The organism is Asanoa sp. NPDC050611 (assembly GCF_040654855.1).
In the GTDB taxonomy this organism is placed as follows: Bacteria; Actinomycetota; Actinomycetes; order Mycobacteriales; family Micromonosporaceae; genus Asanoa.
In genome coordinates this window covers 18110-32971 of the sequence record NZ_JBFAIU010000048.1, presented here as the reverse complement: position 1 = coordinate 32971, position 14862 = coordinate 18110, and the positions used below count along the sequence as shown (strand labels likewise).

General features: G+C 73.4%; 15 protein-coding genes and 1 pseudogene. 2 read left to right on the top strand and 14 right to left on the bottom strand.

Annotation, left to right across the window (positions count from 1 at the left end):
• Positions 1 to 55 precede the first annotated feature (55 nt).
• From AB0H87_RS10585 to AB0H87_RS10575, 3 genes are all read right to left on the bottom strand, one after another.
• On the bottom strand, positions 56 to 781 hold the full coding sequence (locus AB0H87_RS10585; protein WP_360142523.1) for an aldo/keto reductase: 726 nt from the start codon (positions 779 to 781) through the stop codon (positions 56 to 58).
• Between the two features lie 72 nt (positions 782 to 853).
• Positions 854 to 1924 carry a hypothetical protein gene (locus AB0H87_RS10580; protein ID WP_360142521.1) on the bottom strand — a complete coding sequence of 357 codons (1071 nt, stop codon included), beginning with the start codon at positions 1922 to 1924 and terminating at the stop codon, positions 854 to 856.
• On the bottom strand, positions 1921 to 2442 hold the full coding sequence (locus AB0H87_RS10575; RefSeq protein ID WP_360142517.1) for a SigE family RNA polymerase sigma factor: 522 nt from the start codon (positions 2440 to 2442) through the stop codon (positions 1921 to 1923). The genes AB0H87_RS10580 and AB0H87_RS10575 overlap by 4 nt, the downstream gene beginning before the upstream one ends.
• A gap of 86 nt (positions 2443 to 2528) precedes the next feature.
• Between AB0H87_RS10575 and AB0H87_RS10570 the strand changes: the two genes are divergently transcribed.
• On the top strand, positions 2529 to 3758 hold the full coding sequence (locus tag AB0H87_RS10570) for an MFS transporter (RefSeq protein WP_360142515.1): 1230 nt from the start codon (positions 2529 to 2531) through the stop codon (positions 3756 to 3758).
• Between the two features lie 47 nt (positions 3759 to 3805).
• Here the strand turns inward: AB0H87_RS10570 and AB0H87_RS10565 are convergent, their stop codons facing one another.
• The 6 genes from AB0H87_RS10565 to AB0H87_RS10540 all read right to left on the bottom strand — a co-directional run bounded on the left by AB0H87_RS10565 (position 3806) and on the right by AB0H87_RS10540 (position 8739).
• On the bottom strand, positions 3806 to 4348 hold the full coding sequence (locus AB0H87_RS10565; RefSeq protein WP_360142513.1) for a helix-turn-helix domain-containing protein: 543 nt from the start codon (positions 4346 to 4348) through the stop codon (positions 3806 to 3808).
• Position 4349: 1 nt separating this feature from the next.
• Complete coding sequence (locus AB0H87_RS10560) at positions 4350 to 4703, bottom strand: nuclear transport factor 2 family protein (protein ID WP_360142511.1); 354 nt, start codon at positions 4701 to 4703, stop codon at positions 4350 to 4352.
• Between the two features lie 90 nt (positions 4704 to 4793).
• Entirely contained in the window at positions 4794 to 6020 is a 1227-nt protein-coding gene (locus tag AB0H87_RS10555) for a hypothetical protein (RefSeq protein ID WP_360142509.1), read from the bottom strand.
• Positions 6017 to 6835, bottom strand: coding sequence for an alpha/beta hydrolase (locus tag AB0H87_RS10550; protein WP_360142507.1), 819 nt, complete (start codon positions 6833 to 6835; stop codon positions 6017 to 6019). The genes AB0H87_RS10555 and AB0H87_RS10550 overlap by 4 nt, the downstream gene beginning before the upstream one ends.
• A 42-nt stretch (positions 6836 to 6877) precedes the next feature.
• Positions 6878 to 7795, bottom strand: coding sequence for a glycosyltransferase family A protein (locus AB0H87_RS10545; RefSeq protein WP_360142505.1), 918 nt, complete (start codon positions 7793 to 7795; stop codon positions 6878 to 6880).
• Positions 7792 to 8739: a sulfotransferase gene (locus AB0H87_RS10540; RefSeq protein ID WP_360142503.1), complete on the bottom strand. Its 948-nt coding sequence runs from the start codon at positions 8737 to 8739 to the stop codon at positions 7792 to 7794. Before AB0H87_RS10540 ends, AB0H87_RS10545 begins: the two co-directional genes overlap by 4 nt.
• Positions 8740 to 8924: 185 nt before the next feature.
• Here AB0H87_RS10540 and AB0H87_RS10535 point away from each other — a divergent pair, with 185 nt between their 5' ends.
• Complete coding sequence (locus tag AB0H87_RS10535; protein ID WP_360142501.1) at positions 8925 to 9557, top strand: WecB/TagA/CpsF family glycosyltransferase; 633 nt, start codon at positions 8925 to 8927, stop codon at positions 9555 to 9557.
• On the opposite strand, the gene AB0H87_RS10530 is transcribed toward AB0H87_RS10535, so the two are convergent.
• The 5 genes and pseudogenes from AB0H87_RS10530 to AB0H87_RS10510 form a co-directional block, all read right to left on the bottom strand.
• Entirely contained in the window at positions 9554 to 10552 is a 999-nt protein-coding gene (locus AB0H87_RS10530) for a glycosyl hydrolase (protein WP_360142499.1), read from the bottom strand. The two genes, AB0H87_RS10535 and AB0H87_RS10530, sit on opposite strands and share 4 nt — an antisense overlap.
• A 41-nt stretch (positions 10553 to 10593) precedes the next feature.
• Complete coding sequence (locus AB0H87_RS10525; protein ID WP_360142497.1) at positions 10594 to 12216, bottom strand: polysaccharide biosynthesis C-terminal domain-containing protein; 1623 nt, start codon at positions 12214 to 12216, stop codon at positions 10594 to 10596.
• Complete coding sequence (locus AB0H87_RS10520) at positions 12213 to 13085, bottom strand: sulfotransferase (RefSeq protein ID WP_360142495.1); 873 nt, start codon at positions 13083 to 13085, stop codon at positions 12213 to 12215. Before AB0H87_RS10520 ends, AB0H87_RS10525 begins: the two co-directional genes overlap by 4 nt.
• Positions 13082 to 14341 carry a hypothetical protein gene (locus AB0H87_RS10515; RefSeq protein ID WP_360142493.1) on the bottom strand — a complete coding sequence of 420 codons (1260 nt, stop codon included), beginning with the start codon at positions 14339 to 14341 and terminating at the stop codon, positions 13082 to 13084. The genes AB0H87_RS10520 and AB0H87_RS10515 overlap by 4 nt, the downstream gene beginning before the upstream one ends.
• Positions 14338 to 14862, bottom strand: a pseudogene (locus AB0H87_RS10510) (hypothetical protein); the annotation flags it as partial. The gene AB0H87_RS10515 and the pseudogene AB0H87_RS10510, both read right to left, overlap by 4 nt.

Sequence of the window (14862 nt, the reverse complement as noted above, 5' to 3'; positions counted from 1 at the left end):
GCCGACGTTCCTGTTCCACACGCTCCAGGTGACCGCGATGCCGGGCTTCGCGAAGTCACCGTCGGGCCAGTTGGAGGCCGGGGTTCTCGCCCAGCCGGGTCGCGCCGGTCGGCACCTCGTCGCGGCGGTACTTGCCGGTCAGCCACCCGCCGCCCAGCGGCGACCAGGGCAGGATGCCGATGCCCTCGTTGAGGCAGACCGGCACGACCTCGTGCTCGATGTCGCGGGCCAGCAGGTTGTACTGCGGCTGGAGGGTGACGATCGGCGGCAGCCCGCCGAACCGGGCCAGCAGCACGGCCTTCTGCAGCTGCCAGCCGACGAAGTTGCTGACGCCGACGTAGCGGATCTTGCCAGCGCGGACCGCGTCGTCGTAGAAGCGCAGCGTCTCCTCGATCGGGGTCAGCGGGTCCCAGGCGTGTGCCTGGTAGAGGTCGATCGTGTCGACCCCGAGCCGGGCCAGGCTCGCGTCCAGCGCGCGGGAGAGGTGGGTCCGGGACAGGCCGGCGTCGTTGACGTCGTCGCCCATCGGGAACCGGCCCTTGGTCGCGATCACCAGGCGGTCGCGTACGCCCGGCCGCGCGCGCAGCCAACGCCCGATGATCTGCTCCGAGACGCCGCGCGAGTAGACGTCGGCGGTGTCCAGGAAGTTGCCGCCGGCCTCGACGAACCGGTCGAGCTGCGCGTGCGAGCCGGCCTCGTCGGTCTCGGCGCCGAACGTCATCGTGCCGAGGCACAACGTCGAGACGATGGTTCCCGTGGATCCGAGCCGGCGATAGCGCATGGGCCTTCTCTCCTTACCGCGAAGCGGCGCCCAATCTAACCCGAGGCCGGCTCGGGTTGGCCGGGCGGGTGCTCAGCTCGCGCGGAACCAGGCGCCCGGGCGGTCGGGGGCGGCGAACTCCAGTCCCTGCGCGATCTGTGCGATCTCCGCCGCGCTCAGGGTGCGGGAGATGTCCTGCACCTCGGCGTAGAACCGGCCGTCGATCCTGATATCGCAGAAGTGCTGGCCGGCGGGACAGGGCGGGTTCACCGGGTGGGCGTACGGGCCTTCGGTCTCGACCGGCGAGACGCTGACGAGGATCGCCGGCGTCGTGTTCAGGTCCAGCGGCTCCGTCAGCGCGTCGAACCGGGTGCCGGTGCGGACCCAGACCGCCCTGGACACCGCCGGGTCGCCGCCGACCAGGCTGCGCCCGACGCTCGCCAGCTCCCAGCCGGGCGGGATGTGCGCGGCCTTGAACGCGGCGGTGGCCGGCCGGGCCTCGCCCACGGTGAACGCGTCGGCCAGGCGGCGCAGGGCTTCGGCCGGTATGCCGCGCTGGCCCAGATCGTCCGAGGCGAGCGTGGCCCAGGCGCCGTCCGCGTACTGCCAGGCGATGGCGGGCAGCGGTGTCACCTGGGTGGTGGTGGCCCCGCGGACGCGCCGGCCGCCGATGGTGAACGTGTGATCGAGCAGGGCGGCGTACGCGGTCCGGCCGCCCAGCTCGATGGTGGTGCCCTTGGCGTACCGGTCGGGCCGGAAGACGCCGGCGGCGTACACGGTGAGCGTTCCCGCGTCTAATGTGGAGGTCACGCCACCGCCCAGGTCGACGCCGGACCGCTGGACCAGCGACTGCTGGTAACCGGGCGTGACGTGCATCGGGTCGGTGACCTCGAAGGCGCCGACGCGGTAGCCGGCGTACGTGAGGGTGAACGGTGCGGGCGGGGGCGTGGTGGCCGCCGCGCCGAGCGTGCTGGCCGGCGTGCCCGGGGCGGCCATCAGGAGTGCGGCGACCACGGCCGCGACGCCGAGCCCGGCGCCGCCGAACGCGCCGGCCCGGGACTTCCGCAGGCGCCGCCGGCCGGCGCGGACGATGTCGTCGACGCTGGCCGCCGGCGGCGGCGGGTCGGCCTTCGCGGCCTCGAGCAGCTGGCGGATGTCGCTCATGAGGTCTCTCCTCGCTGGGGTGTGGTGACGCGGTGTTCGTCGCCGGCGAGGGCGGCGCGCAGGGCGGCCAACCCACGGGCGGTCTGGCTCTTGACCGTGCCCTGGCTGCGCCCGAGCACCTCGGCGGTCTCCTCGACGCTGAGCTGCTCGTAGTAGCGCAGGACCAGCACGGCGCGCTGGCCCGCCGGCACCTGGGCCAGCGCGGCGCGCACGTGCAGCGCCTCGTCGACAGCGCCGAAGCGGTCCGGTTCGGGATGGTCCGGCAGGAGGTGGCTGGCCGCCTGCTCCCGCCGCCACGGGCGCCGGGTCTCGTCGATGGCGGCCAGCACGACCATGCGGCGGGCGTACGCGTAGGGCGCGGCGATCCGGTTCCAGCGGACGTAGAGCTTGCTCAGCGCGGCACTGACCGCGTCGTCGGCCATCGCCCAGCTGCCGCAGGTCAGGTAGGCCAGGCCCCGCAACGTGTCCCGGGCGTTGGTGACGAACTCACGAAACTCCTCCTCGTCGGGCTCCTTCACGCGTCCGCGCTCCCTTCGTCGGGAGCAAGACGGTGGAACGAAGGGTCCGGGTTGCAAACCGTACGTACGTATTGTTAGATCAGGTCATGATCCTTCTCCCGGCGCCGGGTACGCCGCGCGTGCTGATGTTCGCCACGCTGGTGAACACGTTCGGCAACGGCGCCTACCTGGCGACGGGTGCGCTGTTCCTGACCCGGTCGGTCGGCCTGTCGGCCGGGCAGGTCGCGCTGGGGTTGAGCGTGGCGGCGCTGGCCGGGATCGGGCTGAGCACGCCGATGGGCCACGTGGCGGACCGCTACGGACCGAAGCGCCTCCAGGTCGCGGCGCTGGTCGTGCTGGCCGGGTGCTTCGCCGGGCTGACGACGGTGCACCACCTGTGGTCGTACGCGCTGCTGGCGTGCGTGATCGCGGTGGGCGACGCGACGGTCAAGGCGTCGACGGGCGCGATGATCGCCGGTTCGGTGCCGCCCGGTGAGCGGGTGCGCACGCGCGCGTTCATCCGCTCGACCAACAACGCGGGCATCGCCCTGGGCACGGCGGTGGCCGCGATCCCGCTGACGCTGGACAGCCGCGCGGGCTACCTGGCGGTCCTGTTCGGCAACGCGGCGACCTACCTGCTGGCGGCCGCGGTGGCCACGCGCGCGGGCCGGGTCACCCGGGTGGCGCCGCCGCCCGACGGCCCCCGCCTGGCCGCGCTGCGCGACCGCCCGTTCCTGGCCTTCGCCCTGCTGGACGGCCTGGTGGCGGCGCTCTACAACGGTTTGCTGGCCCTGGCGCTGCCGCTCTGGCTCGTGACCCGCACGCACGCCCCCGCGACCCTGGTCTCGGCGGCGTTGCTGGTCAACACGATCGGCTGCGTGACCCTGCAGGTCTGGGCGTCCCGCGGCACCGACACGGCGGCATCCGCCCTCCCGGTCAGCCGCCGCGGCGCCCTGGTGGTGGCGGCGTCGTGCGTCCTGTTCGGGCTGACCGGGGGCCGGTCGCCCCGCGTGGCCGGCACCCTGGTCCTGCTCGCGGCCGCGGTGCACGTACTGGGCGAGCTGTGGCTGTCGAGCGCGACGTTCGCGGTGGCCTTCGACCTGGCCCCGGACTGGGCGCAGGGCCAGTACCAGGGCCTGCTCCAAACGGGCCGCCAGATCGGCAACATGCTGGCGCCGCCCCTCCTGACCACACTGGTCATCACCGTGGGCGAACCCGGTTGGCTGGCCCTGGCGGCGGTCTTCGCGGGGGCCGGCCTGACCTACCCGGCCGTGGTCCGCTGGGCCCTCCGCAACCGCACGCCCACCGCATCGATCCCAGCCACCGCAACCCGCTGACCGCCGGCGTTCGGGTTTGCGGCCCGCTGTTCGCGCGTGGCGGTCGTCTACCGAGGGTGCCGTAGTGCGGTGACCACCATCGCGGCGTAGCGGCGCCAGGCGGCTGGGTTCCACTCGTCGAGGGCGATGAGTTGCCGTGCCGGTCCGCAGAGGATGACGCGTAGGTCGACGGTCGTCAGATCCCCGCGGACCTCGCCCGTCGCCTTGGCTCTGGCCGTCAGCTCGCCGATCAGGGTCAGCAGGTCGGTCGCCGGCACCAGGCGGCCCTCGAGGAATGCCTCCGCCAAGCCGTGATCTCCGGCCAGGCGGGCGAAGAGGTCCGGGACGTAGGCGGACAGCGGCATGTCGGAGTCGACCGCCGATCGGGTCCAGGACGCCAGGTCCGCGAAGCTCTCCTGGGCGATCGCCAGGACCAGGTCGTCCTTCGTGGGATAGCTGCGGTAGACCGTCGCCCGGCCGACGCCCGCGTGGGCCGCTACCTCCGGGACCGTTACGCGCAGGCCCGCTCGGGCGAACAGCTCGCGGGCGGCGGCCACGACCCGCTCGTGGTTGCGGCGCGCGTCCGTGCGGCGGTGCGTGACCTCCGTCATCTCAGCGGTCGAAGCCCGTCTCGCTGAGCGTCCGGAAACGCCCGTCGGGGGCGTACGTGGCGAACACGTACAGCTCCCGGTGCAGCCGACTGCCGTCCTTCATCGTGACCGCGTAGACGTGTCGCTCGGCGTAGGTCGAGCCGTCGCGCACCTCGTCGAGGACCGTGATCGTGCCGTTCGCGATCCGGCCGCGGAAGCCCTCGACCATCGCCGCGAAGCCCGCGCGGTCGAGTGTCGCGCCGTCGTTGCGGTGCTCGTAGTCCGGCGCGTAGTACTTGTCGAGCGCCTCCTCGAACGGCAGCGTCGGCTCCAGGGCCAGCTCCCGCACGGCCTCGCTGATCCGCGCCTGCCACATGTCGATCCCCCTCGGAGCCGATCCGGACTCGCGTGTCCGGTTAGCCCCCGAGACTACCGGACTCGCGAGTCCGGTTCTGCGTGAGCCCGCTCATACCAGTGACCACGTCGTGCCCTCCGGGGTGTCGCGTAGCTCGACCCCCGCCGCCGATAGTCGGTCACGGACCGTGTCCGATGTGGCGTAGTCGCGGTTGGCCCGGGCCTGCGCGCGTAGGTCGACCAGCGCCGCGACGAACGGGCCCACCGTTTCCGCCGGGTCCGTGGCGCCGCGGCGGGCCAGCTCGCCCAGCCGCACCACCATGCCGCGCAGGACCGAGCGCGGATAGTCCGCGCCGTCGCTGGTTTCCGTGTCGCCCGACCAGTCGACGATGGCCTGTTCGAGCTCGAGCATCACCGCCACGCAGGTGTCGACGTCGCGGGCGGCCAGCGACTCCGCGAAACGGGCGTCGAACTCGTCGGCCGCCGCGCGCAGCGACGGCTGGGGAGGCGCGGCCGCGGCCTCGGCCGGGGCCGGCAGAGGTGCGAGCGTCCCGGAGCCCGGGCCCGCCGCCAGGTCCGCGAACGACAGCACCGAACCCGCCGGGAACACCGCGCTCACGCCCGCGCGGCGTAGCGTCAGCGAACCGTTGCCCGAGACGGACGCGGTCTTCGCGTCGAGGTCGAAGACCACCGCGGTGTGTTCGTCGACCCCGATGATGAGCCGGCCCGCCGGCAGCTCGGCCTCCAGCGCCGTCAGTCGGCCCTCGCCCAGATAGCAGTAGCGGGTGTCGTGGTTGCCGCCCTCGGCGTTGTCGTAGTGCGGAATCAACACCGCCGGGAAGCCGAGCGCCGCCTCCAGCAGGTTGAGGCCCGGCGCCCAATGGGGCTCGATGCCCGCCTTGTAGATCTCGTAGACCGGCACCGTGTGGGTGCCCAGCGTCAGCGCCGCCGCGCTGGCGAACAGCAGCACGCCCGCGCGGGTCAGCTTGTCGGCCAGCAGCTCGGGGATCGCCGTGTCGTGCCACTGGCGCAGCGTGTAGGTCGGGCTGCCGGGCCCGGCGAACACCCAACCCGCGTCGCGCAGCGCGGCCAGCGCGCGCTCCCGGGCGACGAGGTCGGCGGGCGGGCGCCGCCACGGGACCACCGAGACCGACTGGCCCACGCTCTGTGCGAAGTAGCGGACCGCGCGTGCCGAGATGTCGTCGGCGTTGGACTGGAAGCCGTAGGGCGTGTCGAGCAACGCCGCCGGCCCGGTCACCCGCGAGAAGACCGCGCGGTGCGGCTTGACCATCGTGGGCGCGGTCTCGCCCGAGCCCATCACGACCAGCAGCCGGCTCATGACCGCACCAGCGTCAGCAGATCGTGCGCCACCCGGTCGGGCTGCTGCGCGTGCAGGTCGTGGTCGCCGCCGGGATAGGGACGCACCGACGCGGTCGGGATCGCCGCGACCGCCGACTCGACCCGGGACGGGTCGCCGGCCGGCATCAGCAGCACCGGCATCGTCAGGCGCGGGAACCATCCCTGCGGCGGATGGTCGTACATGCTGCGTACGATCCGCATGTGCCGGTCGATCGGCAACCGGCGCGACAATCGCCCGTCGGGACCCTCCCGCAGGTTGGCCAGCGTCGCCTCGACCGCCGTCGCGGACCACGAGGGGTGCCCGCGGCGTAGCCGCGCCCGCAGGTCGGCCGCCCGCATCCCGTCGAGTGCGGGTGGCCGCAGGGCCGCCTCGCACGCCGACCACGAGCTGAACGTCGACGGCAGGTCGATCCACCCACCGTCGACCAGCGCCAACGCCCGCACCAGCGACGGATGCCGAGCCGCCAGCTCCACGACCACGTTGCCGCCCCACGACTGCCCGGCCACCGCCGGCCGGTCGAGGCCCAGCGACCCGATGACCACGGCCAGGTCCGCAGCCGCCGTCGCGGTGTCGAAGCCGCCGGCGGGCAGGTCGGACTCGCCGTGGCCGCGTAGGTCGACGGCATAGCTCGGGTGGCCGGCCGCGGCCAGCGCGGCAGCCACCTCGTCCCACAGCCGGGCATTGGATGCCAAGCCGTGCACCAGCAGAAACGCGGGCGCCGACGAGCCCGCGCGACCTTCGGCCACCCTGTGTCGCACGTTGAGCGCGACGCCGTCGGCGACAGTCACCTTCACGGCGCTGAATGTAGCTACACCCCCCGACAAAAGCCGAGCGATTCAGATCCCGCGTCCGTACCGGTGCAGCGTCGAGAGCACGTTCTCCACCTTGACCGCGCCCGTCATCGCGGCCACCGCGATCGCCGTCCGCGGCTCGCGCCAGTTCGCGCGCACCGCCTCGCGCGTCCACTTCCACGCCGCGGCGCGGTTGCCGGTCGCCGCCTCCCAGCAGGCGAGCTGCCCGTACACCCGGGCCGCGCCGGGCGGGCAACCGCGGATCTCCGGATGCCTTTCCATCATCCAGCGCAGGGACGAGATCTTCGTCTGGTACTCGTACGCGTACTGCGACGACCGTCCCCAGAGGACCTGGACCAGCGGCTCGTCGACGTGCGCGATCGGGTGCCGGCGCGCGGCCCGCAGCAGCAGGTCCCAGTCCTCGTTCTGCGAACCGGGCGCGTCCTCGGCGACCAGCCCGATCCGGTCCGACTCGACCAGCGCCGTGCGCCGGATCAGGAATGTCGACGAGTGCAGCATCGCCATCCGGGACCGGGCCAGCTCCGCCACGCCGACCGAGGTCGTGCCGGCCAGCCGCGGGGTCACCCTGCCCCGGTACGACACCGCGATCGCGCAGGTGCAGAACTCGGCCGAGGACCCGAGTAATGCCGGCACCTGCATCCGCAGCTTGTCCACCGCCCACTCGTCGTCGTCATCGCAGAACGCGACCAGCTCCGTGTCCAGGGCGAGGATCCCGCTGTTGCGCGTGCCGGCCAGACCGGGGGCGCGCCAGTTCGAGATGACCAGCACGGGTACGCCGTCCGTCGTTGCCAACAGCAGTTCCGGCGCGGTCTGGTCGAACGCTACCACCACCCGCAGCGGCCCGGGATAGTCCTGCGCCCGCACCGCCGCCAGCGCCTTCCGGAGCAGTTGGGGCCGGTTCCGGGTCGGGATCACCACACCGACCGACGGCCACTCGCTCATCGCGTACCCCCGCGGGAGACCATGACCGGATAGCCGTACGCCCGCAGCAGCGGCGCACACACCGCGCCGACGAGCCGGCGGTCCGTGGCCGGCAGCCCGCGCACCCAGCCGTCGTCACGGCGCAGCGCTATGCGGCCGACCGAGAAGCGCATCGGGTTGCCGGCGGCGCTGTGCCCCACGGTCAGGTCGGCGTGCGCGTCGGTGAGGAAGTCCAGATCGGACTCACCGAGCGACAGCCCGGCGAACGACGCCAGCGCGGTCAGCCCGGCCCGCGGATCGGCGACGAACTGCTCGTAGCGCACCCGCAGCAGCGGCACGCCCCGGCGGGCGAGCAGGCCGAACGCGGCGTTGTGCGCGTTCCACAGCAGCGCCGAGCGGCCGGGGGAGTAGCGGGTCATCTCGCTCTCGCCGTCGGTTTCCGGCCGGGCCACCACCTTCGTCCAGCTGTGCGCGACACCGCGCGGGTCCCGCACCACGTGCGCCACCCGCAGGTCGAGCGCGGTCGACCAGCGCAGGCAGTGCGCGAGCGCGCTGTGCTTGGACGAGTCCACGAGCACGGACGCCCCGGTCACCTCGGCCGCGGCCCGGTAGACGGCGGTGTAGTAACCGGCGTACTCCCGCACCTGCTCCCGATAGTCGTCCGGCAGCCGGGGCGAGGCGAGCCGGGGGATGTGCCGGGTGCGTTCCACCGCCGCCTGCAGCGCGAGCACCCGGTAGACGTCGACGTTGGCCCAGCCACCGAAGGCGACCTCGCCGACGCGGGTCCAGAAGGCGCAGGCGGCGAACCGCTCGCCGCAGCCGCACCGCTCGTTGGCGCGGATGTCGCGCTGCCAGAGGTGCACGACCTCGCCGAGCGCGCAGACCCCGGGCAGCTCACCGAGGAGCCGTTCGACCAGCGTGGTGCCACTGCGGCCCAGCCCGCCGACGAAGAGAAGCCGTGCCACTTTTACCCACCTTCGCTCGTTTCACGCGTATAACGAGCGGGAGAGCCGAAGTGTCGCTTCATTACGGATTTGCCCGAGTTCACCTGGATGGCTCGCGGCTGCACATGCTCACCGAGCGCCGAGTGGTCACCGTCGTCCGGCGGGCCCTCGCGCGCGGTCACGGGGGGCGCATCCTGACGCCCAACGTGGACATTCTCCGGCAAGCCCGCTCGTGCCCCGAGGTCCGGTCGTTCATCGAGGACGCCACCCTGGTCGTCGCCGACGGCATGCCGCTCGTCTGGGCCAGCCGGCTCGCCCGCAACCCGCTGCCGGAGCGGGTCACCGGGTCGAGCCTGATCTGGTCGCTCTCCGCCGGGCTGGCCGCCGACGCCCGGTCGGTGTTCGTGCTCGGCGGCGACACCCCGGACATCGCCGAGCGCGCCGCGGACCGGTTGGCCGACAGCTTCCCGGGCCTGGCCGTCGCCGGCCACCGCTCACCGCCGTTCGGCTTCGACGCCGACCCGGAGGCGGTGGACGAGGCGGTCACCGCGGTCGCCGACGCCGCGCCGAACCTGGTCTTCGTCGGAATCGGCTTCCCCCGGCAGGAGCGGCTGATCGGCCGCCTGCGCGCGGTGCTGCCGGACACCTGGTTCCTCGGCTGTGGCATGGCCGTCAACTTCGTCGCCGGCCACCAGGTCCGGGCTCCACGGTGGATGCAACGCGCCGGCCTCGAGTGGGCGCACCGGCTCACCGCCGAGCCCCGCCGGATGGCGCGCCGCTACCTGCGCCACGACGCCCCGTACGCCATCCGCCTGTTGGCCAACGCCACCAGGCGCTAGGGCCGGCCGCCGGACAGCTCACCCGCCAGATCCCGGAACGCGGCGAAGGCGGGCTCGTCGTCGGAGATCTTGAAGTGCAGGGTGCGCGGGTTGTCGTCCGGGTCGGAGTCGAAGTAGGCGACCGCGCGGATCTGCGGGTTGGCCTTGAAGACGCGCGTCGCGTCCCGCATCCACGCCGCGCGGCGTTCCGGTCCCCATTCCCGCGCCACCCCGAACTCGCCCACGATGATGGGCTTGGGCCGCTGCGCCGCCCACTTCAGGAAGTTGCCCATGAGCTGGTCGATCGGCCGGTACTCGCTGCTCGCGTAGACGTCGACGCAGGTCCAGTCCACCTGGTCGTCGCCAGGGTAGAACGCCGGCGCGTCGCCACGGTCGAAGCCCTCGGCGGTCGGGCACCACACCCACGACGCGTTCGTCGCGCCCTCCTCCTGGAAGATCCGCCGGGTGTACTTCCACGCCGCGACGTAGTCCTCGGGCGACCACATCGTCGCCCGCAGGTTGGGCCGGTCCATCTCCCAGCGGAACCGCATCATCACCGGCCGCTTCGCCCGGGCGACCCGCTTGGCCTGTGCCCGGATCGTGTCGTCGTGCCGGCCGTCCAACATGGAGCGTGTGTCGCCCGAGGCCCAGCTGACCATCACGATGCTGCCGCGCTTCACGTACTCCTTGTCGGTCTCGGTCCAGAACTTCTCGTCGAACGTGCGGTAGGTGTTGATGACGTCGAACCGCCGGCCGAGCGACTTCTCCACGCCGGCGACCGCGTCGCGGCGCCCGGCCTGCCCCCACACCTCGGGCTTGACCCACGCGCCGACCCAGACCTTGTCGGCCGGGGCCTTGACGGGGCCGCTCTCGAAGGGTCCGGTCCGCGTCGCGACTCCGGACGGGCGCCGGCCGAAATCGGCCGAGGGCGCCGGCTCGGGGGTGGTGGCGGTGCAGGCGGCCAGCGCGGCCACGACCACGACGGACACCACGGCGGCAGGGATACGCGCGACCACGTTTCTCCTCTTTCGTCGTACGGGCCGTAAACCCGGGGCGGTCATCGGCGGCGACCCGGTCGAAGCGCCTTCAGTGCGTCCAACGCCAGCGGCCCGCGTAGGAGGCGGAGGCCGACCAGATAGGTGACGGCCGCGACACCCAGCGCGACAACCGTCGCGAATGGACCGTTACCGAGCACGAACCCGACCGCCCGCGGCGCGGCGCCGAAGCTGAGCAGGGTGACCGCGGCGGCCGACACCCAGCCCGCGCCGAACGGGTGCAGCCGCAGCCCGAGCCCGACCTGGGCCAGTGGCAGCATGTTGTTGGCGACCACGGCGGAGGCCAACCCGATCGCCGCACCGAGCGCGCCGAGCCGCGGGATCAGCGCGAGGTCGAGCGCGATCGTCAGGCCGAGGGCGACGAGCACGTTGCCGAGGTTCCAGGACGTCCGTCCGGCCATCGACAGCACGATGTCGACCATCCCGCAGCCGGTCGCGACCAGCATCGCGAGCGCCAGCACCGCGACGATCGAGGCGCCCTCCCGGAACGCGGGGCCGAAGATGCCCAGGTACGCGGGCGCGTAGGTCAGCACCAGCAGGTACAGCGGCCAGGTCAGCAGCATCAGCCAGCCCGTCGCGGTCTGGTAGAGGGTGTTCGCGGCCGTGCGGTCCTTGACCGCGAGCGCCTCCGCCAGCCGTGGCTGCACCGCCTGGGTGATGCCCTGGTTGGCGAACTGCCCGAGCACCACGAACCGGCCGGCGACCGCGTAGAGGCCGGCCGCGCCGAGCCCGGCGAGCGCGGCGACCAGCAGCACGTCGACCCGCTGCAGGGCGAGCTGGGCGACCGAGGCGACCGAGCGCGGGCCGGTGAACCGCCAGAACGCCTTGCGCATGCTGGCCCGGTGCGACCGCTTCACCCGCGTCGGCACGATGTCGGCCATGGTCTGCGTGTGCGCCCGGTGCAGCGCGTACGCGGCCAGCAGCGCGGTCGGTAGGTACGGCAGTGCCCAGGCGAGCGCGAACAGGCTCGGGCCGGCGGCGCCGCTGAGCGCGACCGCCGTGACCCCGACCGTCTGCAGCCCGGGCCGGACCAGCTTGTCGAGCAGCACGGTCGGCCGGATCAGCCGGTAGCCGCGCGTGGCCGCGAGCAGGGTGTCGGAGAGCACCGCGAGCGGCACGAACGCGGACAGCAGGTGCAGCTGCATCACCAGCTCGGCGTGCACGGCCGGCGGCGCCTCGCCCGCGGTCAGCCGGGCCAGTTCCGGCGCGGCCACGAACAGCACCACTCCGACCACGAGCGCGGCGCAGACCACCGGCGTCAACGCGCTGCGCAGGCAGGCGCCGAGCAGGAAGCCGTGGCCGCGGGCGCGCAGCCGGGCCGGCCAGTAGACCAGCCCGGTCTGTGTACCCAGCTTCGCCAGGGTCGACGTGAGCACGAACGCCGCCGTCGCGGCGAAGAACGCGCCCGCGTGCTCCGGACCGAGCCGGTGCGCGACCAGCCAGGTGACCGCGAGCCCGGCGAGCCCGGCCACGCCCGCGCCCAGGATCCCCGCGACCCCGCCCCGCGCGACGCCGCCGATCGCCCTTCGCGACGCGGCGGAGGTGGTGGCAGCGGCCGCGTCGGTCGCCAGGTCGACGGTGGCGTCGGCGACCTCGTCCGTCTGGGACGCGGGCGGCGCGGTCATCGGCGCCAGACCGGCCGGTGGCCCAGCCATTCGGTCAGGCGCTCGTCGTGCGCCGCGAAGTGCGCGGTCAGGTCCCGCCGGGTGCGCGCGTCCATCGCCGCCCCGCGCGGCCGGGCGTTGTGCCGCTCGAACGGCGGGTAGCCCAGGTTCGGCAGCCCGAGGAAACCGAGCACCTCGTCGTAGACCTCCTCGGGCGTGCTGAAGAACCGCTCGCTCTCCACCACGAGGATCCGGTGCCGGCCGACCCTGGTCGCCATCGCGGCCAGGTACGTCGCGTACTCGCCGCGGGCCCGGTAAGCGTGGTGCTGGTGGGCGAAGCTGTAGTACCTCGGGTCGTCCGCCAGCCGTTCCGCCTGCCCGTGCAGCCGGCCCGGCTCGAGCGCCAGCGCCCGGGCGAACGACGGCTCCGCCTCGAAGCCGCGGGCCAGCTCGTGCGCATGCTGCGAGTAGGCGCGCTCCACCGGGTCGCGGACCAGCGTGACGAGCTTGACGCCGGGCAGGTCGCGGGCGATCCGGGCGGCCGCGTGCGGGTGGTACATGTAGTACGGGCTCGACTCGAAGGTCTGCGCCGGCACGCCGTAGCGGTCCTCGACCTTCGCCGCCGTGCGCTGCAACGGGAAATGCCCGCGATACCACGCCATGCCGTGCTGGTAGGACGTGTCGAAGTAGTGCACGCCCTTGTGCAGCACGGCCTTGAGCACGACGGGGTGCGCGGCCAGGGCGCGGTAGAGCGAGGTCGTGCCGCACCGCTGGCCGCCGCAGATGAGGAACGACGGCAGCATCCGGGCCGGCGCGGTCATCCGGCCGTACGACCGCGATCCGAAGTGGACGACCCGCTTCACCGGGGTCGGGACATGTGACGACTTCACCGGAACGCCTCCACGCGGCGGACGAGTACGGGCAGCAGCCAGGTGCCCAGCACGCCGAGGCGGGCACCGGCCTCGGCCTGCCGGTCGGCGAGATAGCGGGCGGCCAGGTCGATGAGGTAGAGCAGGGCGGTCAGCTCCGCGGCGGCGGCCGGCACCTCGAACGGCGCGAGCAGCACCGGTGCCCGGGTGACCGTGCGCTCGACCGCCGCGGCCGCGTCCGGGTCGGTCTGGATCCGGCGCTGCAGCTCGTAGTGCAGCGCGTCGAAGCCCAGCGGCACACCGAGGGTGAACCGCTCCCAGTCCCAGACCAGCAACGAGCCGGCCAGCGGGGCCATGTTCCAGGGCGACCAGTCACCGTGCCAGGCGCCGTACCGCAGGTCGGTGTCGCCGGCCCGGGCGGCCAGGTCGCGCGCCGCCGCGGCCAGTGCGGCGCCGTCGGGCCGGTCGGCCACGGCGGCCAGCCGCTCGCGCAGCTCCGACCAGTACGGGCTGGTCGACAGCCATCCCTTCGAGGTGCCGCAGCACACCGCGACCCCGCGCATCGCGGCGGCGAGCCGGTCGGCGGCCAGCGGCGCCCGCGGCTGCCAGACCGGCAGCGCGCTCTGCACGAGCACCTGATGGCCGCGCCACTGTCCACTGTGTAGCACGCTGGGGATCGTGACGTCGCGCACCACGGCGTGCGTGAGCGCGTTGAGCGCCGCGGTCTCGGCCCGGACGAGCCGGCGGGTCAGCGGGCCCGTGCCCAGCTTGCCGAAGCCGACGGTGCGCCCGTCGCGGGAGATAAGCTGCAGCACGGGCTTGCGGTTGGCCCGAGCCGGTCCGATATGGACGCTCAGCGCGACGTCGGCGCCGAGCACCCGCCGCAGGTAGCCGTCGATCGTCTCGGCCGCCGGCCCGTACACCCGGACCCGGTCCCGGAGCAGGATCCCGCTCGCGCCGCTGCGCAGGGCCGTGACCACCGCGTCGCGCTTGAGCCTGGCGATCCGGCCCTGCGGCTCGGCGTAACGGCGCACCGCGGCGGCGGCGATCCGCCGGGACCGGGCGGGCACCAGCAGCCGGGGCCGGCGCACGTCGGGCACGACGAGGTAGTCCGCGACCGGGGTGCCGGCGACGCGGCCGTCGGTGTCGTCGCCGGGTGCGCCGTCGGTGAAGCAGGGCGGTGGGTAGAGCAGGTCGAGCACCTCACGCAGGTACGCCGCGCGCAGCTTGGCGTCCTGCGCGCGCAGGTGTGCCGGCGCCGTGGCAACAGGGCTCAAGGGGTCACTCCGCTGTGTCGTCGGGGCTGCAGGTCGTTGCGCCAGAGCAGCGCGTACGCCAGGAACATGAACGCCAGCGGGGTGACCAGCGTGTTGTACCAGAACATCGCGGCGAACGAGCCGACCAGCGCGCAGCTGCCGGCGATGCCGACCGCGCTGCGGTCGCGCCGGAACCGCCAGATCCCGTAGCCGAAGAACCCCAGGTAGCCGATGGTGCCGATCAGCCCATGCGCGAAGATCAGCTGCCAGAGCTGGCCGTTGCCGCCGATCGTGAAGTTGCCGCACCGCTCGCAGTCGTGGCTCTCGCCGACCGTGATCGAGTTGCGCCCGCCGATCGTGGTCCGGGTCGAGCCGAAGCCGATCAGCGGCGACTCGATCGTCCCGGCCACGGCGCGTTCGACGAGGTACGAGCGGACGCCGTTGGACTTGCCGTTGTCGAGCCGCGCGCTGACCACGTCGCCCAGCGGGGTGACGGCCAGCGCCGCGCCGACGGCGGCCAGAGCGGCGATCAGCACGCCGAT